Annotated in this window: 24 protein-coding genes; 2 read left to right on the forward strand and 22 right to left on the reverse strand. The window is 66.2% G+C overall.

What is annotated here, in order from left to right; all coding sequences use genetic code 11:
- Positions 1-18: 18 nt before the first annotated feature.
- The 9 genes from AC2EAL_RS09670 to AC2EAL_RS09710 all read right to left on the reverse strand — a co-directional run bounded on the left by AC2EAL_RS09670 (position 19) and on the right by AC2EAL_RS09710 (position 6739).
- A complete protein-coding gene (locus AC2EAL_RS09670; protein ID WP_484724004.1) occupies positions 19-543 on the reverse strand; it encodes a hypothetical protein in 525 nt (174 codons plus the stop codon).
- Complete coding sequence (locus AC2EAL_RS09675; protein ID WP_484724005.1) at positions 540-980, reverse strand: hypothetical protein; 441 nt, start codon at positions 978-980, stop codon at positions 540-542. Before AC2EAL_RS09675 ends, AC2EAL_RS09670 begins: the two co-directional genes overlap by 4 nt.
- 137 nt (positions 981-1117) lie before the next feature.
- Positions 1118-1696 carry a hypothetical protein gene (locus tag AC2EAL_RS09680; protein WP_484724006.1) on the reverse strand — a complete coding sequence of 193 codons (579 nt, stop codon included), beginning with the start codon at positions 1694-1696 and terminating at the stop codon, positions 1118-1120.
- Positions 1693-2250, reverse strand: a complete 558-nt coding sequence (locus AC2EAL_RS09685) for a hypothetical protein (RefSeq protein ID WP_484724007.1) — start codon at positions 2248-2250, stop codon at positions 1693-1695. Before AC2EAL_RS09685 ends, AC2EAL_RS09680 begins: the two co-directional genes overlap by 4 nt.
- 576 nt (positions 2251-2826) lie before the next feature.
- Positions 2827-3789 carry an aspartate carbamoyltransferase catalytic subunit gene (locus AC2EAL_RS09690; RefSeq protein ID WP_484724008.1) on the reverse strand — a complete coding sequence of 321 codons (963 nt, stop codon included), beginning with the start codon at positions 3787-3789 and terminating at the stop codon, positions 2827-2829.
- A gap of 152 nt (positions 3790-3941) precedes the next feature.
- Positions 3942-4484, reverse strand: coding sequence for a molybdenum cofactor biosynthesis protein B (moaB, locus tag AC2EAL_RS09695; RefSeq protein ID WP_484724467.1), 543 nt, complete (start codon positions 4482-4484; stop codon positions 3942-3944).
- Positions 4485-4487: 3 nt separating this feature from the next.
- On the reverse strand, positions 4488-5117 hold the full coding sequence (locus AC2EAL_RS09700; RefSeq protein WP_484724009.1) for a LysE family translocator: 630 nt from the start codon (positions 5115-5117) through the stop codon (positions 4488-4490).
- Positions 5117-5905, reverse strand: coding sequence for a uracil-DNA glycosylase (locus tag AC2EAL_RS09705; protein WP_484724010.1), 789 nt, complete (start codon positions 5903-5905; stop codon positions 5117-5119). Before AC2EAL_RS09705 ends, AC2EAL_RS09700 begins: the two co-directional genes overlap by 1 nt.
- A 42-nt stretch (positions 5906-5947) precedes the next feature.
- Entirely contained in the window at positions 5948-6739 is a 792-nt protein-coding gene (locus tag AC2EAL_RS09710) for a protein-disulfide reductase DsbD domain-containing protein (RefSeq protein WP_484724011.1), read from the reverse strand.
- A 117-nt stretch (positions 6740-6856) separates the two neighbouring features.
- On the opposite strand from AC2EAL_RS09710, the gene AC2EAL_RS09715 reads away from it, so the two are divergent.
- Both AC2EAL_RS09715 and AC2EAL_RS09720 read left to right on the forward strand, forming a co-directional pair.
- Positions 6857-7414, forward strand: coding sequence for a YqgE/AlgH family protein (locus AC2EAL_RS09715; RefSeq protein WP_484724012.1), 558 nt, complete (start codon positions 6857-6859; stop codon positions 7412-7414).
- Positions 7415-7663: 249 nt separating this feature from the next.
- Positions 7664-8137 carry an REP-associated tyrosine transposase gene (locus AC2EAL_RS09720; RefSeq protein ID WP_484724013.1) on the forward strand — a complete coding sequence of 158 codons (474 nt, stop codon included), beginning with the start codon at positions 7664-7666 and terminating at the stop codon, positions 8135-8137.
- 18 nt (positions 8138-8155) lie between these two features.
- On the opposite strand, the gene AC2EAL_RS09725 is transcribed toward AC2EAL_RS09720, so the two are convergent.
- The 13 genes from AC2EAL_RS09725 to AC2EAL_RS09785 form a co-directional block, all read right to left on the reverse strand.
- Positions 8156-8563, reverse strand: a complete 408-nt coding sequence (locus AC2EAL_RS09725) for a hypothetical protein (RefSeq protein WP_484724014.1) — start codon at positions 8561-8563, stop codon at positions 8156-8158.
- A 105-nt stretch (positions 8564-8668) separates the two neighbouring features.
- Entirely contained in the window at positions 8669-11008 is a 2340-nt protein-coding gene (locus AC2EAL_RS09730) for an aldehyde dehydrogenase family protein (protein ID WP_484724015.1), read from the reverse strand.
- On the reverse strand, positions 11005-11367 hold the full coding sequence (locus AC2EAL_RS09735) for a hypothetical protein (protein WP_484724016.1): 363 nt from the start codon (positions 11365-11367) through the stop codon (positions 11005-11007). Before AC2EAL_RS09735 ends, AC2EAL_RS09730 begins: the two co-directional genes overlap by 4 nt.
- 3 nt (positions 11368-11370) lie before the next feature.
- Positions 11371-12360, reverse strand: coding sequence for a deoxyribose-phosphate aldolase (gene deoC, locus AC2EAL_RS09740; protein ID WP_484724017.1), 990 nt, complete (start codon positions 12358-12360; stop codon positions 11371-11373).
- A 99-nt stretch (positions 12361-12459) separates the two neighbouring features.
- A complete protein-coding gene (locus AC2EAL_RS09745) occupies positions 12460-12822 on the reverse strand; it encodes a cation:proton antiporter (protein ID WP_484724018.1) in 363 nt (120 codons plus the stop codon).
- Entirely contained in the window at positions 12819-13091 is a 273-nt protein-coding gene (locus tag AC2EAL_RS09750; RefSeq protein ID WP_484724019.1) for a K+/H+ antiporter subunit F, read from the reverse strand. The genes AC2EAL_RS09745 and AC2EAL_RS09750 overlap by 4 nt, the downstream gene beginning before the upstream one ends.
- Complete coding sequence (locus AC2EAL_RS09755) at positions 13088-13576, reverse strand: Na+/H+ antiporter subunit E (RefSeq protein WP_484724020.1); 489 nt, start codon at positions 13574-13576, stop codon at positions 13088-13090. Before AC2EAL_RS09755 ends, AC2EAL_RS09750 begins: the two co-directional genes overlap by 4 nt.
- Positions 13573-15078, reverse strand: a complete 1506-nt coding sequence (locus tag AC2EAL_RS09760) for a monovalent cation/H+ antiporter subunit D (protein WP_484724021.1) — start codon at positions 15076-15078, stop codon at positions 13573-13575. Before AC2EAL_RS09760 ends, AC2EAL_RS09755 begins: the two co-directional genes overlap by 4 nt.
- Positions 15075-15416: a Na+/H+ antiporter subunit C gene (locus tag AC2EAL_RS09765; protein ID WP_484724022.1), complete on the reverse strand. Its 342-nt coding sequence runs from the start codon at positions 15414-15416 to the stop codon at positions 15075-15077. The genes AC2EAL_RS09760 and AC2EAL_RS09765 overlap by 4 nt, the downstream gene beginning before the upstream one ends.
- On the reverse strand, positions 15416-18244 hold the full coding sequence (locus AC2EAL_RS09770) for a monovalent cation/H+ antiporter subunit A (RefSeq protein ID WP_484724023.1): 2829 nt from the start codon (positions 18242-18244) through the stop codon (positions 15416-15418). The genes AC2EAL_RS09765 and AC2EAL_RS09770 overlap by 1 nt, the downstream gene beginning before the upstream one ends.
- A 271-nt stretch (positions 18245-18515) precedes the next feature.
- On the reverse strand, positions 18516-19292 hold the full coding sequence (locus AC2EAL_RS09775; protein ID WP_484724024.1) for an ATP-binding cassette domain-containing protein: 777 nt from the start codon (positions 19290-19292) through the stop codon (positions 18516-18518).
- Positions 19293-19305: 13 nt separating this feature from the next.
- Complete coding sequence (locus AC2EAL_RS09780) at positions 19306-20385, reverse strand: ABC transporter permease (protein ID WP_484724025.1); 1080 nt, start codon at positions 20383-20385, stop codon at positions 19306-19308.
- A 123-nt stretch (positions 20386-20508) separates the two neighbouring features.
- Complete coding sequence (locus AC2EAL_RS09785; protein WP_484724026.1) at positions 20509-21531, reverse strand: substrate-binding domain-containing protein; 1023 nt, start codon at positions 21529-21531, stop codon at positions 20509-20511.
- Positions 21532-21713 lie beyond the last annotated feature (182 nt).

Below are 21713 nucleotides of genomic sequence, written 5' to 3' on the forward strand. Positions count from 1 at the left end.
CGGGCGGCTTGTCCACTGTTACCAAAGCGCAAGCCACAGCGCCGTGGCCCCGGTCAGGACCAGTGCGACCCCGAGGAGGAGGAAGGCCGAACCCGGCCGCTGCGGGGTGCGGTCAGGGGGAAGCTCGGGCGCAAGCGTGCCCTGCGCGGCGGTCGTGGGCAGGGGTTCGAAATGGACCGGGGGGCGGTCCTCGGCAAAGGTCCCGACCAGGGTCAGGCGGGGATCGGGGGTCAGCGTCACCTCGCGCCCATGCGGCGCCTTCGACAAAAGGATCAGGACCGGACCTTTCAGCGCATCCAGCCGGGCGCGGTCGTGGGCAAGTGCGGCCTCGGGCACCCCCAACCCTTCGATCAGATAGCCGGAAAGTCCGACGCCCGAGAGGTCGGCCACGTCGAAGATCTCGACGAAAGCGGGATCGAGGTCGGGATCGCCCAGAAGGTCGGCCACAAGCCGGGCCTTGTCGCGCTGCAGGTCGTCGGGGGTCAGCTTTGCGGCGAAGACCCGGACGCCAAGCCGGTCATGTGCGGGAATGGTCAGCGTCATCGGCGCGCAGTAATCCGGTTGGCAGTGGCGGCAGGGTCGACCTGGTACTTGATGAGGTGGCGGTCCCCTGTCGTCGTGGTGACCTGGACCGCGCCCAGGAAGGGTTTCGCCGACTGCACTTGCGCCAGCGGGATTGCGCGTCCCCCGGGCCCGAGAATGCGGCGGTCGGTCAGCCGCCAGGTCTCGGCCAGCGCCTCGGAGGCCAGATAGGCCGCCCGCGCCCCGATGGCGAGCACCGCGCCCATCGGTCCCGCAACCGGGTAGGGGTTGCCCTGCCACATGAGGAACACCCCCGCCGCCGCACCCAGCACCACGGCCATGACCAGATGCCCGCGCCAGTACGCTGCCTTGTCGGCGCGGAACTCGGCCAGGACGGTCTCGCCTTCCTGCAAGGGAGTGGTGGTGCCCAGGATCGGGTCGGGTTCGATCCGGGCCATCAGGCGATCCAGACGATGACGATGGTGAAGACGGCGATGAAGACCAGGACGGCGGTCGCCACCATGCCGCCCTGGCGCATCTCGGCCTTGGTGGGCTTGCGATCGGGGTCGGGGGTCATCGCAGCTCCTTTGAGCGGTCAGCCAGGCACGGCGCCATGTCGCACCAGAAGGTCGTGCACCTCGCGCGGGTTGGCAAGATGCTGGAAGCCGACGTCGACGATCGCCTCCTTCCGTCCCCCGGTGCCGTCGCTGAGAACCACCCTGTCCTGATCGAACCAGATGTGTCCCGGGCCGGAATCGACCAGCCGCAGGGGGCGCATCGTGGCGATGGGATAGGCGCGCAAGGTCTGCACCCCGAAATGCCAGGTCGCAATGAAGGCGCGCTGGTTGGTCAGGGTGTAGAAAGTGCGGCGGCGGTTCCAGAAGGACCTGGCGTGGTGGACCACCGCCCAGATGACGCCCCAGGCCAGGAAGACGAGGGCCGTGTTGCCGAGCTCTGGCGACCGTCCATGGGTGAGGACGATGAAGCCAAGCAAGCCCGCCGCCGCTGCGATGGCCATGAGCGTCTTGCGGCGGCCAAGCTCCCAGAAAACCCCCTGCACCGGGGTGCCCTGCCATTCGATCTCTTCGCCCGCGTTCAGGATACCCTCCCAGCTCCCCGCCTCGTTCGCGTCGGTGACCCGGACCTCGCGGTCGCGCGGGGTGGGCGGCTTCATCCGGCCTTGTCCTGCAGGTCGCGGATCAGCAGGAACACCTTCTCGGCCTCGGCGATGTTCTCGAACCCCGCTTTCGTGGTGCCAATATCGCCGTCCGAGTCGCGTTCCAGCCGCGAATGCAGCCAGACAGTCGAGGCGCGGGGCCCGGGTTCGAGTTCCAGGGGTGTCGAGGGCAGGATCGGGTAGACCTTGAGGCTGGAGAACCGCCCCTGCCGGACGACATAGGCGGCGCGGTTGGTCAGGGCATAGCGGATGTCGCGGTGGGCGGTCCTCGCCTCGACCAGCGGGCCGAAGACGAGGAAGGCCCCGATCCCGGCGAAGGGCAGGCTGAAGGCGGCGACGAAAAGCCCAATGCCTGCGTCGGCGAAGGTCGGGGCGCGGGTCAGCTGCCAGAGGCCGTGGAAGAACAGCGAGACACCGACGATCAGGAAGGGGGAGCCGAAGACCATCAGGAAGATCGCCTTCCCGCGCTGGTGCAGACCGGGGACGGGGGAGCCCTCCCAGAGGACGGTTTCACCGGGGCGGAGGGGGAGGGGTGGAGCGCCTTTGGTCATGCTGGAGACCCGTTTGTGCGGCCGGTCGTCGCCCAATGGAACGCACGGGTCGCCGCGTCTGGAGGCAAGCCATCAAAGGCCAAGGCCTCGCCTTCGAAGGAAAGGCTTCTTCCGCGTATGAGCTTTGGAGCGTGGAGCCTGAGATAGACGGACGTACAAGTCTTGGAGCTCCGTTCATCAACGAACAAGGCGCGTCTGTCTGTCAGACCATACGTAATCATCCACGGTCGATGGGTGGCTCGCCATATGTACGAGAAGCGCCATAGCGAGGTGCCCGCAAGGAAGGCAACTGCCGGCCACAAGATGTAAGCCAGGACCGTGCACCTGCCAGATGGTTTGGGGCCGCAATAGTCAGTAAGGCTCATTGTCCAAGGTGCAACCAGGGCAAAGAGTATTGCCGCACTCAACGCAAGTATCGCTTCGAGCAAGTGTCGACCAACCGTCATTGCGCTGCTTAAACGAACAGCCCAAAGCAGAATTTCATCATCCCTAAGCAATTCAGTCAGCATGGCGGGCGGGTGCTCCTTTGACGTGCATTCCCAGTAAACAGGAGTGTCCGCCTTGGTCACGTCGACCTCACGCCATCATCCCCACGATCTTCCGTCCCCGCTCGGCCCGCAGGTTGCGGGCGAGAAGATCCATGCAGGCCATTCGCACCGCCACCCCCATCTCCACCTGGTCCTGGATCACCGACCGGTTGATGTCGTCGGCCAGATCGCCGTCGATCTCTACCCCCCGGTTCATCGGGCCGGGGTGCATGACGATGGCCTCCGGGGACGCAAAGGACAGCTTCTCGGCGTCCAAGCCGTAGCGGTGGTAGTATTCGCGTTCCGAAGGGATGAACCCGCCGTCCATCCGTTCCTTCTGCAGCCGCAGCATCATCACCACGTCCGCGCCCTTCAGCCCCTCGCGCATGTCGTCGAAGAGTTCGCAGCCGAAGTCCTCGACGCCCGAGGGCATCAGGGTCGGCGGGGCGATCAGGCGGAGGCGGTTTTCCATTTTCCCCAAGAGGATCAGGTTGCTGCGGGCCACGCGGCTGTGCGCAATGTCCCCGCAGATGGCGATGGTCAGCCGCTGGATGCGGCCCTTGGCGCGGCGGATGGTCAGCGCGTCGAGAAGGGCCTGGGTGGGATGTTCATGCCGCCCGTCGCCCGCGTTCAGGACGGCGCAATCCACTTTCTGCGCCAGAAGGTTTACCGCGCCCGAGGCCCCGTGCCTCACAACCAAGAGGTCCGGGTGCATCGCGTTCAGCGTCATCGCGGTGTCGATCAGCGTCTCGCCCTTCTTCACGGATGAATTCGCCACCGACATGTTCATCACATCGGCGCCCAGCCGCTTGCCGGCCAGTTCGAAGGACGACTGCGTGCGGGTCGAGTTCTCGAAGAAGAGGTTGATCTGCGTCATCCCGGCAAGCACGTCGGACTGCTTCACTGTGCGGCGGTTCAGGTCGACATAGCGGTCTGCAAGGTCGAGGACTGTGGTGATCTCCAGCGGCGAAAGCTGCTCGATCCCCAGAAGATGGCGGGCGCGGAAGGCCATGGTCGTCCCCCTCTAGGGTCTGATGTCCGGTCTCCCCCTCTATCGCAAAGGGCGCGGGGCGCGGCAAGGGAAAGGCTCGTCGATGACTTCGTCACTCCTCGCTGGTCTTCCGACGAGAAGCCGAAGGCGCACGAGGAGGCGCCCAGAAGGTTTTACTTCCGCTTAAGATGCTCTTCCAGGCGCGGCATGATCTCGACGAAGTTGCAGGGCCGGTGGCGGCTGTCGAGCTGGGGTTTCAGGATCTCGTCCCAGGCATCGCGGCAGGCGCCAGGCGAGCCGGGGAGGGCGAAGAGGTAGGTCCCCCCAGCCACCCCGCCGGTGGCACGGCTTTGCACGGCGCTGGCGCCGATCTTCTGCATGCTGACGATGGTGAAGACGGTCCCGAAAGCCTCGATCTCCTTCTCGTAGACCTCGCGGTGGGCCTCCACGGTGACATCGCGCCCCGTGAGGCCGGTGCCGCCGGTGGTCAGGATCACGTCGACCAGCGGGTCGGCGATCCACTGGCGCAGCCGGGCGACGATGGCCGGGCGGTCGTCGGGGACGATCCCCCGGTCGGCCAGCACATGCCCGGCCTCGGCCAGCCGGGCGACCAGCGTGTCGCCGGACTTGTCCGTCTCGGGCGTCCGGGTGTCAGACACGGTCAGGACGGCGATGCGGACCGGGTGGAAGGGCAGTGTCTCGTCAATACGGGAAATGGGTCAACTCCTAGGCATCAGTGCCAGCCGCAAGGCCAGCGCGCCGAAGATGGTGGCGCTGATCCGGGACAGCCATTTCGCCAGTCCAGCCGACCGGGCGACCCGCTGGCCGATGGACCCGGCGAATATCCCCACGGCTCCGTTCACCACCAGACCGCCCAGCGCAAAGACCAGTCCCAGCGTCAGGAACTGCGGCAGGATCGCGCGGGATGGGTCCACGAACTGCGGCAGGAAGGCCAGGATGAACAGGATCACCTTGGGATTCAGGAGGTTGACCATCAGTCCCTGCCAGAAGGCCCGTGCGGTGGAGGTCGGCGTCACCTGTGCCTCTGCCGCGAAGGGCGAGGACCGAAGCGCGCCGACGGCCAGCCACAACAGATAGCCGACGCCCAGCCAGCGGATCGCCTCGAACGCCGCCGGATGGGCCGCGACCAGCGCGCCAAGGCCAAGCGCGGCCAACAGAGTGTGGACCATGCCCCCGACCGCAATCCCGAAATTCGCCGCCATCGCCGCCCGCCGCCCGGACTTCAACCCCTGGCCCAGGCAGAACATCATGTCCGCCCCCGGCGTGAGGTTCAGCGCAAGTCCCGCGGGGACAAAGGCAAGGAGGATCAGCGGCTCGACGGGCAGCATCAGCGCAGCCTTGCCTGCAGGGACAAAAGGTCCGCCCAGGCCTCGCGCTTGGCGCTGGGGGTGCGCAGAAGATAGGCCGGATGCGTCATCGGCAGCAGCGGTTTGCCAAGGGCCTGGGACCAGTTTCCGCGCGCCCGCAGGATGCCCTTGGACCCGGTCAGCGCGAACAAGGGCGTGTTGCCGACGACGACGATCACCTGCGGATCGACCAGCGCGATGTGGCGTTTCACGAAGGGCAGCATCATCGCGATTTCGGCAGGTTCCGGGTCGCGGTTGCCGGGCGGCCGCCAGGGCAGGACATTGGTGATGTAAAGCGCCGATTGCGCATCGGGTGAGGTGCGCGACAGGCCGATGGCGGCGAACATCTTGTCCAGCAGTTGCCCGGCGCGGCCGACGAAGGGCCGGCCCTCGCGGTCCTCGTCCGCGCCCGGGGCCTCGCCCAGGATCAGGACGCGCGCCTTGGGGTTGCCATCGGCAAAGACCGTGTTCCGCGCGCCCTTCTTCAGGTCACACAGGTCGAAAGCGACGATCGCCTCGCGCAGGGCCTCCAGCGAACCTGCCTGACCGGCGGCCTCCGTTGCCACCGCGACGGGATCGACATCGGCACGGGATGGCTCGCTGGCTGCGGGGGACGGCTTTGCCGCTGCGGGCTTCGGGGCCTCGGCCCCCAGGTCATAGCGATTGATCGCCGTATCACCGACCGGCTCGTCCGCCCCGGCCTCGACCTGCCAGACCAGGGCGGCCAAGGCGGCCTCCCAGTCGTTTGCGATGTCAGTGGCGATTCCCATGCGGCGAGACTACGGCCCGGTGACCAGCCCCACAACCGGCCATCACGGCGCGGGGCAACCCCGGATCTCGACCGCCCCGGTTGCCGCAAGGATCGTCATCGTGACCTTGGACCGGTCCAGCGCAAAGGGTGCGCCGCTGGGGGGAACAAGCTCGGTCATCGACACCAGCTCTCCACCCTGCCGCTCGGTGATCGCTTCGGCGACCCAGACCTCGCGGTCGGCGGTCTCGAAGGCCACAACCTCTGGCATCCCTGGGTCGGGCAAACCCAGCCGAGCGGTCAGGCGCAACCCGTCCTTGATCGGGTCGACCTGACAAGAGACGCCGGTGACCCCGGCCTCTTGCGCGGTGGCTGCGCGCTGGGCGAGCGCGGCCTTGATGCTGGCATCGGGCGCGCCGGGGGGTGCGAGGTCGGTGCCAAGCTCGACCAAGGCAGGCAGGCAGATCTCGTCGCAGACGCCCAACTCCATCCGGACATCCAGACGGACCGGTTTGGCCAGGTCGATGGGGAGGACCTCGACCGGCAGGACAAGCTGGTCATGATAGCCGATGGTCTGCATGCCGTTCGCCAGGAATACCGCGGGCGCGGGCCAGTGGATACGGACGGACTTCACGTTTTCCGACCGCGACCAGTCAAAACTTGGTGGGATCCCGGCATCGCCCGGACTGCGCCAATAGGTCTTCCAGCCGGGGGCGAGCTGCAGTTCGACCGCCGCCATGTGCGCACCGTTTTCCATTTGCCATCCGGGCCTTAGCTGCGCCTGCAGCACCTCATCCTGCGTGGTGGCAAGGGCGGGGGCGGCAAGGGAGCAGAGGCAGAGGGCGCGGTAGATCATGCGGGCAAGATAAGATCTTGCAGGGCCAAAGGAAATCACGTTGCAGCGACATGGCGTGAGCGTGATCTTGGGGTAACGGGTCTTGCCCGACGGGGTTTTGGGGGCCATGTTTGGGACATGGACCTAGCTGGACAGATCCTGATCGCCATGCCGGGCATGGCGGACCCGCGGTTCGAGCGGAGCGTGGTGCTTTTGTGCGCCCACTCGGCCGAGGGGGCGATGGGGTTGATCGTCAACAAGCCCTTGGAAGATTTGAGCTTTTCCGGGCTTCTGGAGCATCTGAAGATCCCCGTGGCGCCTGAGGGTCGCGACATCCGCGTGCATTTCGGCGGGCCGGTGGAGCGGGGGCGGGGGTTCGTGCTGCATTCCGCCGACTGGCGGCCTTTGGGCGAGGGCACGATGCAGGTGCCGGGGGGCCTGGAGATGACCGCGACGATCAACATCCTGGAGGCTTTGGCTTCGGGCGGGGGGCCGGGTAAGGCCTTGCTGGCCTTGGGTTATTCCGGCTGGGGGCCGGGTCAGCTGGAGGCCGAGATCGCGCGGAACGACTGGCTGACCTGTGAGGCCCCCGAGGGGCTGGTCTTCGCGCCGGATGACGGGGGCAAGTGGTCGGCGGCGCTGCGGGGGATGGGGATCGATCCTTTGACCCTGAGCGCGGCGGCGGGGCGGGCCTGAGGGCCGCAAGAGACTCCGGGTCAAGGGGTTGGGAACGCTGGGTTAATCCGGGGGATTTCGGGCTGCGTCGGGGGCTACACCCCGTATACATCGCGTATGCATTCCATGCATACGCGCGTCTGGGTGGTGGGGCGTTAACCTTGGCGGGCGAATCGCGTTTGACTGGCCGGGGCGGTGCGCTGTAGCGCACCCTACGATGTGCGAAATGTTGGTTACTGGGTGTTAAGGTTTGGTCGGTAGCTTTCGGGCATGTCCAATTATCTTCGTCCAAAGATCCCCGGAGCTTCGGTTTATCTGACGGTCACCCTTGCTGAACGAGGGTCTGATTTGCTCGTGCGGGAAATTGAAGCCCTGCGCCATGCGGTTCGCGTGACGCGGCTTAGTCGGCCATTCCAAATCGATGCCTGGGTCGTGCTGCCGGATCACATGCATTGCGTCTGGACCTTGCCGGAGGGAGATGCGGACTACGGCGCAAGGATGGGGCAGATCAAGGCGACCTTCTCCAAGGCGCTGCCGGAGGGGCGGTTGCGGTCGAGCCATGTCCTGCGGCGGGAGAAGGGCATCTGGCAGCGTCGGTTCTGGGAGCACCATGTGAGGGGAGAGCAGGATTTTTCGGCCTGCGTACAGTATTGCTGGGCCAATCCGGTGAAGCATGGGCTCGTCCAGGAAGTTCAGGACTGGCCCTATTCGTCGTGGCATCGCGATGTCGGTGCGGCAGCGTAGGGTGCGCTACAGCGCACCTTACACTAGATTCTCACGAAACAAGGCTTTCTCCAATGAGCGAGCTTCATCCGGCCTAAAATGAAATTCCATGTCGTCCATTGCGATCAATGTCGAAGAATCACGGGTCCATTGCCATCGATATCTGCCGTATTGCTGTCTTCCGGCGGTTGGTTGGAGCATTGCTCGGAACGCCGCGTCAGGCTTGGGCAACCAGATCGACAAGAGCGTGTCACCCCAAGCCAAACTGGATTTGCGCCCGTTCACCTTGTCAATTGTGTATCGCTTTGCGCCGCCAAATCGACTGAAATAGATCGTCAGATTCAGTCGTTCGGAAAGCGCCTCTGTGGAAGACTGCATAAACCCTAAGAATGGAGGACGGATCGAAAGCTCAATTGAGATGATCGCTTCTTCCAATGTGCGATTCATGCGCTACGATTCTTGGTCAGAAGCAGATTTCATTTGTAGGGTGCGCTACAGCGCACCGTCGGACGGTGCGCTGTAGCGCACCCTACGATGGGGGCGATGGCGGCTCTACTCCCCATACGGCACCCAGACCGTCTTGACCTCGGTCGCCTGGGACAGGAACGTCCGGCCTTCGCCCTCGGGGCCCATCCAGGTCCGCGCGCGGCCGTGGTTGACCCAGGTGCGTTTGAGGTTGCCTGCGGCCTCGCGCTCGATGAGGGCGGAGAGGGGGTGGGAGGAGAAGCTCCACACCGCGTCGACGTCCATGTGGCCGGAGAGCGCTTTCGCCAGGTCGGGGGCGAGGCCGGTGACGATGTTGACGACCCCGGGCGGCACGTCGGAGGTGTCGAGGACCTGGTAGAAGTCGGTGGCGGAGAGCGGCGCGGTTCCGGGGACGAGGACCGTGGTGTTGCCCATCGCGATGGCCGGGGCCATGACGGAGACGAGGCCGAGGAGGGGGCATTCGTCGGGGAGGAGGGCGCCGATGACGCCGGTGGGTTCGTTCATCGCAAGCGCGATGCCGCGGATCGGGACGGATTTGGCGTGGCCGTCGTATTTGTCGGCCCAGGCGGCGTAGGTGAAGAGGCGCTGGATGCTCGCGTCGACCTCGGCCTGGCCGGGCTTGCCGGTGAGGTCCTGGATGCGGTTGGCGAACTCGGTGGCCCGGGCGGAGAGGTTCTCGGCGATGAAGTAGAGGACCTGGGCGCGGTTGTAGGCCGTTGTTTTTGCCCAGCCTTTGGCGGCGTGGGCGGCCTCTACCGCGTTCCTTATGTCCTTGCGGTTGCCGATGCCGACATGGCCGAGGAGTTTGCCTTTCGGGCCGTAGACGGGTTGCGAGTAGCCGGAGTCGGGGCGGGCCTGTTTGCCGCCGATGTACAGCTTGGCGGTGCGGTCGAGGGCGTCGACTTGGGGCTCTTGCGGCGCGGGGATGGGTTGCGCGGGTTTCAGCGCCGCGGGTTTGGCGGTGGGTTTGAGGTAGGCCATCAGGCCCTCCCACCCGCCTTCGCGGCCGAAGCCGGATTCGCGAACGCCCCCGAAGCCAGCGGCAGCGTCGAAGAGGTTGGTGGCGTTGATCCAGACGACCCCGGCTTTGAGCTTCGGGGCCACGTCGAGGGCGAGGTTGATGTTCTCGGTCCAGACGGTGGCGGCGAGGCCGTAGCGGGTGTTGTTGGCGAGGGCGACGGCTTCCTCGGGCGTGCGGAAGGTCATGGCGACGAGGACGGGGCCGAAGATTTCCTCTTGCATCAGCGGGGAGGCGGTGCCGAGGCCGGTGATGAGGGTGGGGGGGTAGAAGGAGCCTGCGGCCGGGAGGGGGCAGGGGGCCTGGTAGTGTTGGCCCTCGGGGTTGGCGGCGACGAGGTCGGTGATGGTTTTCAGCTGGATGGGGTCGACGATGGCGCCGATGTCGATGGCCTTGTCGAGCGGGTCGCCGACGCGGAGGCCGTCCATCCGGCGCTTGAGCTTGTCGTAGAAGCGGGGGGCGACGCCTTCCTGGACAAGGAGGCGGGAGCCGGCGCAGCAGACCTGGCCCTGGTTGAACCAGATCGCGTCGACGAGGCCTTCGATGGCGCTGTCGAGGTCGGCGTCGTCGAAGACGATGTAGGGGGATTTGCCGCCGAGCTCCAGGGTGAGGGCTTTGCCGGTGCCCGCGGTGGCCTCGCGGATGCGCTTGCCGACGGAGGTGGAGCCGGTGAAGGCGATCTTGTCGACGGGCGCGTCGACGAGGGCCGCGCCGGTGGTGCCGTCGCCGGTGACGATGTTGAGGACTCCTTTCGGGAGGCCTGCCTCGCGGGAGATTTCGGCGAAGAGGAGGGCGGTGAGGGGGGTGTATTCGGCGGGTTTGAGGACGATGGTGTTCCCGGCGGCCAGCGCGGGGGCGACCTTCCAGGCGAGCATGAGGAGGGGGAAGTTCCAGGGGATGACGGCGCCGCAGACGCCGAGGGGCTGGAGGTCGGGGTGTTCACTCGGCAGCAGTTGGGCGAGGCCGGCGTGGTAGGAGAAGTGGCGGGCGACGAGCGGGATGTCGATGTCGCGGGACTCGCGGATCGGCTTGCCGTTGTCGAGGGTTTCGAGTGTGGCGAAGAGGCGGGAGTGTTTCTGGACGAGGCGGGCGAGGGCGTAGAGGAATTGCGCGCGCTTGAAGGCGGGGAGGGCGGCCCATTTCGGTTGCGCCCGGCGGGCGGCTGCGACGGCGCGGGCGATGTCGTCGGGGGTGCCCTGGGTGACTTTCGCGAGGGGTTTGCCGCTGGCGGGGTTGTGGGTGGTGAAGGTGTCAGCCGGCGCGGTGAATTGGCCGTCGATGAAGTGGCCGAAGGTGCCGTTGTGCTTGGCGATCCAGGCGAGGGCTTCGGTCGCGGACTCGGGGGCGGGGCCGTAGGCCATGCTGTCGAAGATTTCCTTGATGGTCATGGTTTGAGCCTCCGTAGCGCGTCGCGGACTAGAGATGACGCGAGGGTCATGTTTTCATGCAGGCGTTCTGCCGAGAACCGATTGGAGTCGCCGATTTCCCGCATGGCCTGCCAAAGCAGTTCGTGGTCCCGGGCGAATTCGGCAACCATCAGCCGACTCTCCAATCGGCGGCACTCAATTTCGTTCTGCAGGTCGGGGTCAGCTTCTGCCATCCGGACGCCTTCGTCACGCACCGCATCCAAATCCGCCAATGCGCCTTCTGCGTCGCCGGCGATCGCCTTCAGCCAAGCCTTGTCGTTGCCTTGGGCAACAAACTTTGACGCCTCATCCCATTCCTCGTCTTCGGAGTCGTCTGCCATCCGTCAGCCCATCGCGTGGCGGTTGGCGGCGGAGTAGTGGCCGGTGAGGTGGTGTTCGAGCTGGCGTTCGATGTCTCCCAAGAGGGACGAGGCGCCGAAGCGGAAGAGGTCGGGTTGCAGCCAGGGGTGGCCGAGTTCGTCCTTCATGAGGCTGAGGTAGACCAGCGCGTCCTTGGCCTTGGCGATGCCGCCTGCGGGCTTGTAGCCGACCTTGAAGCCGGTGCGGGCCTCGTAGTCGCGGATGGCGCGGATCATGGTGAGGGAGACGGGGAGGGTGGCGTTGACGGCCTCTTTCCCGGTGGAGGTCTTGATGAAATCGGCGCCTGCCATCATGCAGATGAGGCTGGCGCGGGCGACGGTACGGAGGGTGCCGAGTTCGCCGGTCGCGAGGATCGCCTTCACATGGGCATCGCCACAGGCTTCGCGCATGTCGCGCATCTCGTCATAGAGGGCCTGCCAGTTCTGCGTCAGGACATGGCGGCGGGAGATGACGATGTCGATCTCTTTCGCGCCCGCCTTCACGCTTTCGCCGATCTCGGCAATGCGGAGCTTGTAGGGCGAGAGACCAGCGGGGAAGCCGGTGGAGACGGCGGCGACAGGGATGGATGTCCCTTCCAGCGCGCGGACAGCGGGGGCGACCATTTCGTGATAAACGCAGACGGCGCCCACCGTGAGGCCGGGCATCCCGAGCTTCTCCAGCATCCAGGGGGCGACGGGTTGGCGGGCCTTGGCGCAGAGGCGCTGGACGCGGCCCTCGGTGTCGTCTCCGCTGAGGGTGGTCAGGTCGATGAGGGAGATCGCCTTCAACAGCCAGGCGGCCTGGTACTCCTTCTTGACGCTGCGGCGGCCGGGCAGCGTCGCGGCGCGGCGCTCGATGGCGGAGGTGTTGGCCTGGACCGAGGCGACCCAGTCGAGGTCCAAGGCCATGCCGGGGTTCCGGGCATGGGTGACCTGGGGCAGAAGGCCCGCCTGGGCCGGGGACAGCGTGTTCATGGGATTTCCCCGAAGGTGCCGGATACGGGCGACGATGCCATGCGAGGGCGGCCCCGCGCAAGGGGCGAGGGGGCGAATTTCTGACCGGATGGTCAAAAATCAGGGGTCAGGGCGTTCTTCGGCAAGGGTGGCCCAGGGTTTGCCGGTACCTGAATCGGGAATGTCAGGGTCGGCCTCGCCGCGCAGGATCAGGGACTTGGCCAGGAACAGCGCCGAGATCGGGGCGGTCAGAAGGAGGAAGAGGGTGATCAGCGCCTCTTGCCAGCTGATCTGACCCTGGCCCAACAGATCAAGGGCCGAGACGAGCAGCGCCGCGCCGACACCGATGGTAGTGGCCTTGGTCGGCGCATGCAGGCGCTGCATCGGGCGGGGCAGGCGCAGAAGGCCGTAGGAGCCGACGAGTGCAAAGACGCCGCCGCCGAACAGCACTGCAGACAGGAAGAGGTCTATCGCGAGGGTCATTCGATGATGCTCCCCCGAAGGAGGTACTTGCAGTAGGCGACGGTGCCGACAAAGCCGGTCAGCGCGAAGAGGATCGCGATTTCCAGGTAGAGGCCAGTGCCTGCCCAGATGCCGTAGGCGACGACCAGGGCCAGCGCGTTCACGGTCATCGTGTCCAGCGTCAGGATGCGGTCGGGCACTGTGGGCGCGGTAAAGAGCCGCCAGAGGTTCATCAGCAGCGACAGCGCGATGCAGCCGACGAAGAAGCCAAGGGCATAGGGCAGGATCATTCGAAAATCCTTTTCAGCCGGGATTCGTAGCGCGTCTTGATGTCGTCGCGGACGGCGTCGGGGTCGGGGGCGTGCAGCGAATGAATCAGAAGCGCCCGACCGCAGGCCGACATGTCGGCGGTCAGCGTGCCGGGGGTCATGGTGATGGTCCCGGCGAGAAGCGAGATCGCCTCGGGCGAGGTGAGGTCGAGGGGCACGGTGACCCAGTTCGACTGGATCTTGTCGCGCGGCATGAAGAGGACGATGCGCGCGACCTGGAAGTTGGCGACGATCACGTCCCAGAGGACAAGCACACTGTAGGCCGCCAGAAGCAGGGGGTGCTTGATCCGGGCGCGGTTCGGCCACCAGGCCGAGGTGAGGAGCGGGATGACCGTGCCAAGGAAAATTGCCATGACCAGGCTGCCGACCTTCCACTGGTTCACCAGAAGGAACCAAAGGACGATCAGCGTCAGCGTCAGGTAGGGATGGGGGAAAAGTCGTCTCATGGCGCGACCCCCAGGCGGTTGGCGTCGATATAGGCCTGCGGGGCGTGCAGGGTTTCAGCGGTGGCAGCCAGCCAGTCGGTAATCGGGCCGGCAAAGGCGGTCAGCGCGACGAGGGTGGCGAGCAGGGCCAGGGTGGCGGCGATGGCCAGCGGTTCGGTGGGCTGCGGCGCGGCCTCATCCCCCGGCGCATCGGTCTTCCAGAAGATCAGCGATCCTGCGCGGGCGAGGCCGAGGATCATCAGGAAGGAGGAGACGAGGATCACGCTCCATACCAGCGGGGCCTGGGCGCGGAAGGCGTCGAGGACCAGAAGCTTGCCGATGAAGCCCGACAGGGGCGGCATCCCGGCGGCGGCGATGGCGCTGGCCATGAACAGCGCGGCGATCAGGCCGGACTGCGCGATGGCGGGGGCGGTGGCGGTCAGCCGGACATGGGCGCGGCGGCGGGTGACGAGGTCGGCCACCATGAACAGGGCCGCCGTGGCCAGGGTGGAGTGCAGGATGTAGTAGAGCGCGGCGGCGGTGGTCGCGGGGGTGAAGGCCGAGATCGCGAGGAAGGCCGTGCCCATCGAGGCGATGCCGGCAAACGCTGCGAGGCGGGGGAGGGTGGAGGCGCCGAGGACTCCGACGGCACCGAGGATCAGGGTGACCAGGGCCGCGGGGTGCAACAGGTCATGGAGGAGCGGTCCGGTCGCGGGCAGGCTTTCCGGGAAGATCAGGGTGCCGGCGCGGAGCGTCGCATAGGCGCCGATCTTGGTCATGACGGCAAACAGGGCGGCGACGACCCCGGGCGCGTTGGCATAGGTACCCGGCAGCCAGAACTGAAGCGGCACCAGCGCGCCCTTGATCGCGAAGACCAGGATCAGCATGACGGCGGCGGTGCGGAGGAGGGCGGTGTCGCCTTCGGGCAGGCTGGGCAGCTTCGCGGCAAGGTCGGCCATGTTGAGCGTGCCGGTGACGCCGTAGATCAGCGCGAGGGCAAAGAGGAAGAGCGAGGAGCCGACGAGGTTGAAGGCGATGTACTGGATGCCCGCGCGGGTCCGGGCCTCTCCCCCGCCGTGGATCATGAGGCCGTAGGAGGCGATGAGCAGGACCTCGAAGAAGACGAAGAGGTTGAAGGCGTCGCCGGTCAGGAAGGCCCCGCCGATGCCCATCAGGAGGAACATCAGAAGCGGGTGGAAATGCGCGCCCTTGCGGTCCCAGCCGGAGCCTATGGCGTAGAGGGTGGTGAGGAGGGCGAGCAGGGAGAGGAGGGCCACCATCAGGGCTGAGAGGCGGTCGAGGACGAGGACGATGCCGAAGGGCGCAGGCCAGTCGCCGAGGAAATAGGCCTCGGGGCCGTGGAGGGTGGCGGACCAGAGGAGCGCTGCGGCAATGGCGTTCAGGGCGAGGATCGTGGCGAGGCTGGCGATGCGCTGCAGGGACAACTGGCCGCGCAGGCCGATGACCATCAGTGCGGCAACCAGCGCGGGCAGGGCTACGGGGGCGATGATCCAGTGGCTCATTTGGCGTCCCCTTCGTCCCTGGCGTCGAGGTCGATCCGGTCGTGCCCGGCGGTCAGGTAGCCGCCGATGGCCATGATCATGATGACCGCGGTCATGCCGAAGGAAATCACGATGGCGGTCAGGACCAGGGCCTGGGGCAGGGGGTCGGCGTAGGGCTCGGGCGTCCCGATGATGGGCGCGGCGTTCACCGCAAGGCGGCCGGAGACGAAGATGAAGAGGTTGACGGCATAGGACAGGAAGGTGAGCCCGAGGATCACCGGGAAGGTCCGCAGCCGCAGCATCAGGTAGATGCCGACCGCGGTCAGGGTGCCGATGGCGATGGCGACGAGGGCTTCCATCAGCGGCCCTCCTCGATGTCATAGGCGCGCGTGTTGGCGGCCTCTCCGGTGCGCAGCGCCAGCCGTGATAGCGAGGCGAGGGCCAGGAGCACGGCACCGAGGACGCAAAGGAACACGCCAAGGTCGAAGATCGCGGCGGTGGCGAGCTCGAACTTCTCGAGCGGCCAGAGGTCGACATATTCGTAGCCCGAGGTCAGGAACGGCAGGCCAAAGGCCCAGGGGCCGATCCCGGCCAGCGCGGCGATCAGGACGCCCCAGCCGATCAGGACGTGGTGGTCATAGCGCTGGCGGGCGTGCGACCAGTCGTAGCCCGAGGCCATGTACTGCATCAGGTAGGCGATGGCGAAGACAAGGCCCGCGACGAAGCCCCCGCCCGGCATGTTGTGGCCGCGCAGATAGATGTAGACCCCGACCATCATCGCCATGGGCAGAAGCAGCCGGGTCGAGACGACCAGCATCATCGGGTGGCGGTCGCCGGATTCGCGGGACCTCGGCATGGCCGCCAGGCGGCGGGTGACCTCGGTATTGCGCAGGAGCGTTAGCGACAGGGCGAAGATCACCAGCGCGGCGATGCCGAGGACGATGATCTCGCCAAAGGTGTCATAGCCGCGGAAGTCGACGATGATGGTGTTGACCGCGTTGGTCCCGCCCGCGCCGGGTTTCGACTGCGCCAGATGATAATGCGAGATCGGCTCGAAGGCCGGGGCCCGCGTCATCATCGCCCAGGCCAGCCCGCCGATGCCAAGGCCCGCGATCCCGGCGATGCCCGCATCGCGCAGGCGGCGGGGCAGGGGGCTTTCGACAGGCGTGTCCTTGGGCAGGAAGTGCAGTGCGAGCAGCATGAGGAGGATCGTCACCACCTCGACCGACACCTGCGTCAGCGCCAGGTCGGGCGCCGAGAACAGCATGAACAGGGGGGCGATCAACAGGCCGACGACCCCGGTCAGGATCAGCGCGACCAGGCGGTTGCGGTGGAGGACGGGGGTGACCAGGGCTGCAAGCATCATCACCAGCCAGATCGCGGCAATGGCGGGATCGATGGCCAGGGTCGGCAGGGTTCCCGGCAGGTGGGTCCCGCCGAGGAAGGCCCACAGCGCAGCCCCGGCGATGGCCAGGACCGAAAGAACCAGCGCCCGGCCGAAGCTGCCATTGTGCAGGCCCTCGGTCACGCTGCGCGACAGCGCGGCCAGCGGCTCGACGATGCCGTCGAAGATGCGCTTGGCCTCGGGGCGCGGGGCGGCATCCCAGATCGCGCGGAGGCGGGGGTAGGTCCCAAGCAGCATCAGACCGCCGCCAACCGCAGCCAGCGACATCCAGAGAGCAGGCGCGTAAAGCCCGTGCCAGTGCTTGATCTCGACCGCGACCGGCGTACCGGTGACGGCCCCCGCTGCGACATCGACCAGCCAGGCGGCAGAGGTCATCGGCAGAAGGCCGATCAGCACGACAAGGGCCGCAAGGAATGCGGGCGCGGCCCAGAGGCCGAAGCCCGGATCATGCGGCTTGTGCGGATAGTCGTTGCGCACCGGACCAAGGAAGCCGTGGGCGAGGAAGCGGAAGGAATAGGCGACCGAGAACGCCGCCCCGATGGTGGCCAGAAGGCCCATCGCCCAGGGGGTCAGCCAGGTGGTGTGGGCGGCTTCCTCCAGCATCAGCTCCTTCGAGAGGAACCCGTTCAGGGGCGGGATGCCCGCCATGGAGAGAGAGGCGAGGGTGACAATGCCGAAGGTGATGGGCATGAGGGTGCGGAGGCCCCCCAGACGGCGCAGGTCGCGGGTATGCGCCTCGTGATCGACGATCCCGGCGGACATGAAGAGGGCGGCCTTGAAGGTGGCATGGTTGATGATGTGGAACACGGCAACCGTTGCCGCGGCCTTGGTGCCGAAGCCCAAGAGCATGGTGATGAGGCCCAGGTGGCTGACCGTGGAGAAGGCGAGGAGCGCCTTCAGGTCATCCTTGAAGAGGGCGATCTTGGCGGCCATGACCATGGTGACAAGGCCCGCAGTAGAGACGATCCAGAACCACTCCGGCGTCCCCGCCAGCACCGGCCACATCCGCGCCATCAGGAACAACCCCGCCTTCACCATGGTGGCCGAGTGCAGGTAGGCCGAGACCGGGGTGGGGGCGGCCATGGCGTGTGGCAGCCAGAAGTGGAAGGGGAACTGCGCCGACTTGGTGAAGGCGCCCAAGAGGATCAGGATCAGCGCGGGCAGATACCACGGCGAGGCCTGGATCAGGTCCTTGTTTTCAAGGATCACGGTTAGGTCATAGCTGCCGACGATGTTCCCCAGGATCAGCATCCCCGCGATCATTGCGAGGCCCCCGCCTCCAGTCACCGCCAGCGCCATCCGCGCGCCCTGGCGGCCTTCGGGGAGGTGCTTCCAGTAGCCGATGAGGAGGAAGGAGGAGAGCGAGGTCAGCTCCCAGAAAATCAGGAGGAGGAGGATGTTGTCCGACAGGACGATCCCGACCATCGCGCCCTGGAACAGGAGGAGATAGGTGTAGAACTGCCCCATCGGGTCGCTTCGGCCCAGGTAGAAGCGGGCGTAGAGGATGATGAGGAGGCCGATCCCCAGGATCAGACCGGCGAAGAGAAGACCAAGCCCGTCAAGGAAGAAGGTGACATTCAGGCCAAGCGCCGGAATCCAGTCGATGCGGGTCTGGACAATTTCACCCCGCAGGACGGCGGGGGCTTCGAGGGCAAGAAGGATCAGGGCCAGAGCCGTAACTGCCCCGGTGGCCACGGCGCAGGCATTGCGACCCGCACGGATCATCAGACCGGGAAGGAGCGCACCAAGGAAGGGCAGCGCCGCAATCAGGGCTAGGGACATGCGGGTTGGGTCCTCGTCGTGGCGGCTGTTGTTGGTTCTGATCGCGTCGCGGCGGGTTTCGGGCGATTTTGGGCCTGCCGTCAAGGGATTCAAGCCCCTTGCGTCGTGATACCGCAGTTTTTCGAACGAGGAGTGTCCCCTGCGCTTTGCACGGGGGCGGTAAGGGATCGCTGAAATCGACTGGCAAAGGCTCGGTGCCGGGCCTGCGGCCGCACTCGGCCGATTCCCTGCAAGGGGGCGGCAGCCGATCAAACGGCTGCCGCAAAGCTGGTCAGGCGACCTCGGTCACGCCTTCGGGGACTTTTGCGCCGGTCATGAAGGCCACGGCGTCCGACATCGTGTAGTCCTTCGGGTTGATGACGCAGAGCCTGCGGCCAAGCCGGTGGATATGGATGCGGTCGGCGATTTCGAACACATGCGGCATGTTGTGGCTGATCAGGATGATCGGGATGCCCCGGTTCTTCACGTCGCGGATCAGCTCCAGCACCCGGCGGCTTTCCTTGACGCCAAGCGCCGCCGTCGGTTCGTCCAGGATCACCACCTTCGACCCGAAGGCCGCCGCGCGCGCCACGGCCACCCCCTGGCGCTGGCCGCCCGAGAGCGTCTCCACCGCCTGGTTGATGTTCTGGATCGTCATCAGCCCAAGCTCGGACAGTTTCTGCCGGGCGAAGGCCTGCATCTTCGGCCGGTCAAGCTGGCGGAAGACCGATCCCATGATGCCGGGTTTGCGGATCTCGCGGCCCATGAACATGTTGTCGGCGATCGACAGCGCCGGGGACATGGCCAGCGTCTGGTAGACCGTCTCGATCCCAGCTTCGCGCGCCTGGATCGGCGTGCGGAACTGGACGGGTTGGCCTTCCAGGCGGATCTCGCCTTCGTCCGGGATGACGGCGCCCGAGATCGCCTTGATCAGCGTCGATTTCCCGGCGCCGTTGTCGCCGATGACGGCTAGGATTTCCCCCGGCATCAGGTCGAAGTCGCAGTTGTCCAAGGCGGTGACACGGCCATAGCGCTTGGTCAGGCCCCGTGCGGTCAGAATGGGTTCCATGTCGCGTCCTCCCTCAGCTCGAGACCTTGCGGATCCACTGGTCGACCGCCACCGCGGCGATGATCAGCACCCCCGTGAGCAGCACCTTCCACTGCGGGTCCGCGTTCATCATGTTCAGGCCCATCGACATGATCCCGACGATGAGGGTTCCGAACAGCACCCCCAGGATCGAGCCGCGTCCGCCGAACAGCGAGATGCCCCCGATCACCGTCGCGGTGATGGCCTGCAGGTTGAAGTCGGTCACCACGGTCGAGGGCGAGACCGAGCCGTTGCGGCCGATGGACACCCAGGCCGCGAGGCCCGCGATCAGGCCGGCAAGCGTGTAAACCGCGATCAGGACCTTCTTGGTCGAGATCCCCGACAGCTCTGCCGCGTCCGGATCATCGCCCACGGCATAGATGTGGCGGCCAAAGGCGGTGTGGTTCAGCATGAACCAAAGCGCCACGTACAATGCGATCATCGCCACAACGCCGTAGGTGACAACGGCGGGGCCGACGCGGAAGTTCTGGCCGAAGACGTGCAGAAGCTGGGTCTGCGCGGTCAGGTCAGCCTCGCGCATCGTCTCGTTGGCGGAATAGATCAGGCAGATCGCCATGATGATGTTCCAGGTGCCCAGCGTCACGATGAAGGGCGGAAGCTTCAGCCGCGCGACGAGGTTGCCGTTAACGAACCCCCAGAAGCCCGCGAGCACGAAGCCCGCGATCAGCGCAAGGACCGCAGGCACCGCGAAGTCGCCGGGCGAGCCGTCGGTCAGGACCCAGTTGCCCATCACGACGAAGGAAAAGACCATGATCACGCCGATGGCGAGGTCGATGCCTGCGGTCAGCACGACCAGGGTCTGCGCAGCGGCCAGGATACCCACCACGGCGACCTGCTGCATCACCAGGGTCAGGGTGTAGGCGCTGAAGAAGCGGTCACCGGCGAAGATGCCGAAAAACGCGATCAGGCCCAGAAGCACGATCAACGGTACCAGCGCCGGGTTGCCGTGCAGCACGTGCTGCAGCTTGGCCAGCGGCGATTTCCTTTCCTCGAAATGGGCGACGCTTTGGTCGGCTCCCTTCGAGGCGCTTTCGAAGTCTTGCGCTTGGGTCATGCTTGGCTTCCCTCCCCTGTGGCCGGTCCGATCCTGCCCTAACCTTCGGCTTGAAGAAAGGGCGGCGCAAAGGCCGCCCTTTCCGTGTCCGGCATCAGGTGCCGGATGCGATGTCGGGCAAGATCAGCCCCAGCAGAGCTCGGTGCCCTTGGTGGTGTCGATCGAGTCGACGCCAGCAGCCGGCTTGTCGGTGACCAGCGCCACGCCGGTGTCGAAGAACGACTTGCCTTCGGTCGGCGCGGGCTTGGTGCCGTCAGCGGCGAACTTGGCGATGGCTTCCACGCCGAGGGCAGCCATCAGCAGCGGATACTGCTGCGAGGTGGCGCCGATCACGCCGTCCTTGACCGAAGCCACGCCCGGGCAGCCGCCGTCGACCGAAACGATCAGGACCTGGCTTTCCAGACCCACGGCCTTCAGCGCCTGGTAGGCGCCCACGGCAGCAGGCTCGTTGATGGTGTGGACGACGGTGATGCCCGGATCCTTCTGGAGGAGGTTCTCCATCGCCTTGCGGCCGCCTTCCTCGTTCCCGTTGGTCACGTCATGGCCGACGATGCGCGGATCATCTTCGTCGCCGATGTCGTTGGGGTCCTTCACGTCGATGCCGAAGCCCATCATGAAGCCCTGGTTGCGCAGGACGTCGACGGTCGGTTCCGACGGGGTCAGGTTCAGGAAGGCGATCTTGGCGTCAGCCGCCTTGTCGCCCAGCGTCGCCGCAGCCCAGGCGCCGATCAGGCGGCCGGCTTCCAGGTTGTCGGTGGCGAAGGTCGCGTCAGCAGCGTCCGCCGGGTCAAGCGGCGTGTCGAGCGCGATGACCAGCAGGCCGGCTTCGCGGGCCTTGGCCAGCGGGCCGGTGATGGCCTTGGTGTCCGAGGCGGCGATCAGGATGCCCTTCGCGCCGTCGGCGATGCAGCTTTCGACCGCAGCCACCTGGCTGTCGTGGTCGCCGTCGACCTTGCCGGCGTAGGACTTCAGGGTCACGCCCAACTCGGCCGCCTTGGCCTCGGCGCCTTCCTTCATCTTCACGAAGAAGGGGTTGGTGTCGGTCTTGGTGATCAGGCAGGCCGATACGCCGTCCTGTGCCGAGGCGAAGCCGGCCGACAGCGCAAGGGCGCCCGCGCCCAGAAGGGCTTTGGTGATGACTTTCATGGTCTTCCTCCCAAGTGGGGGCAATTGCGCCCCCGTTTCAAAATCCGTGCGCCGGGCCTGGCAGGCCCTGCGACGCGGCACAGAAAAGCTGATTCCCTCCCTTGCGTCAAGATAATTAAATCTCAGTGATTTATTATTGACAGAGGCCCGCTCGCCCGCCAGTCTGCGCAATGTTGTCGGGG

This window comes from Tabrizicola sp. T74 (assembly GCF_057219935.1).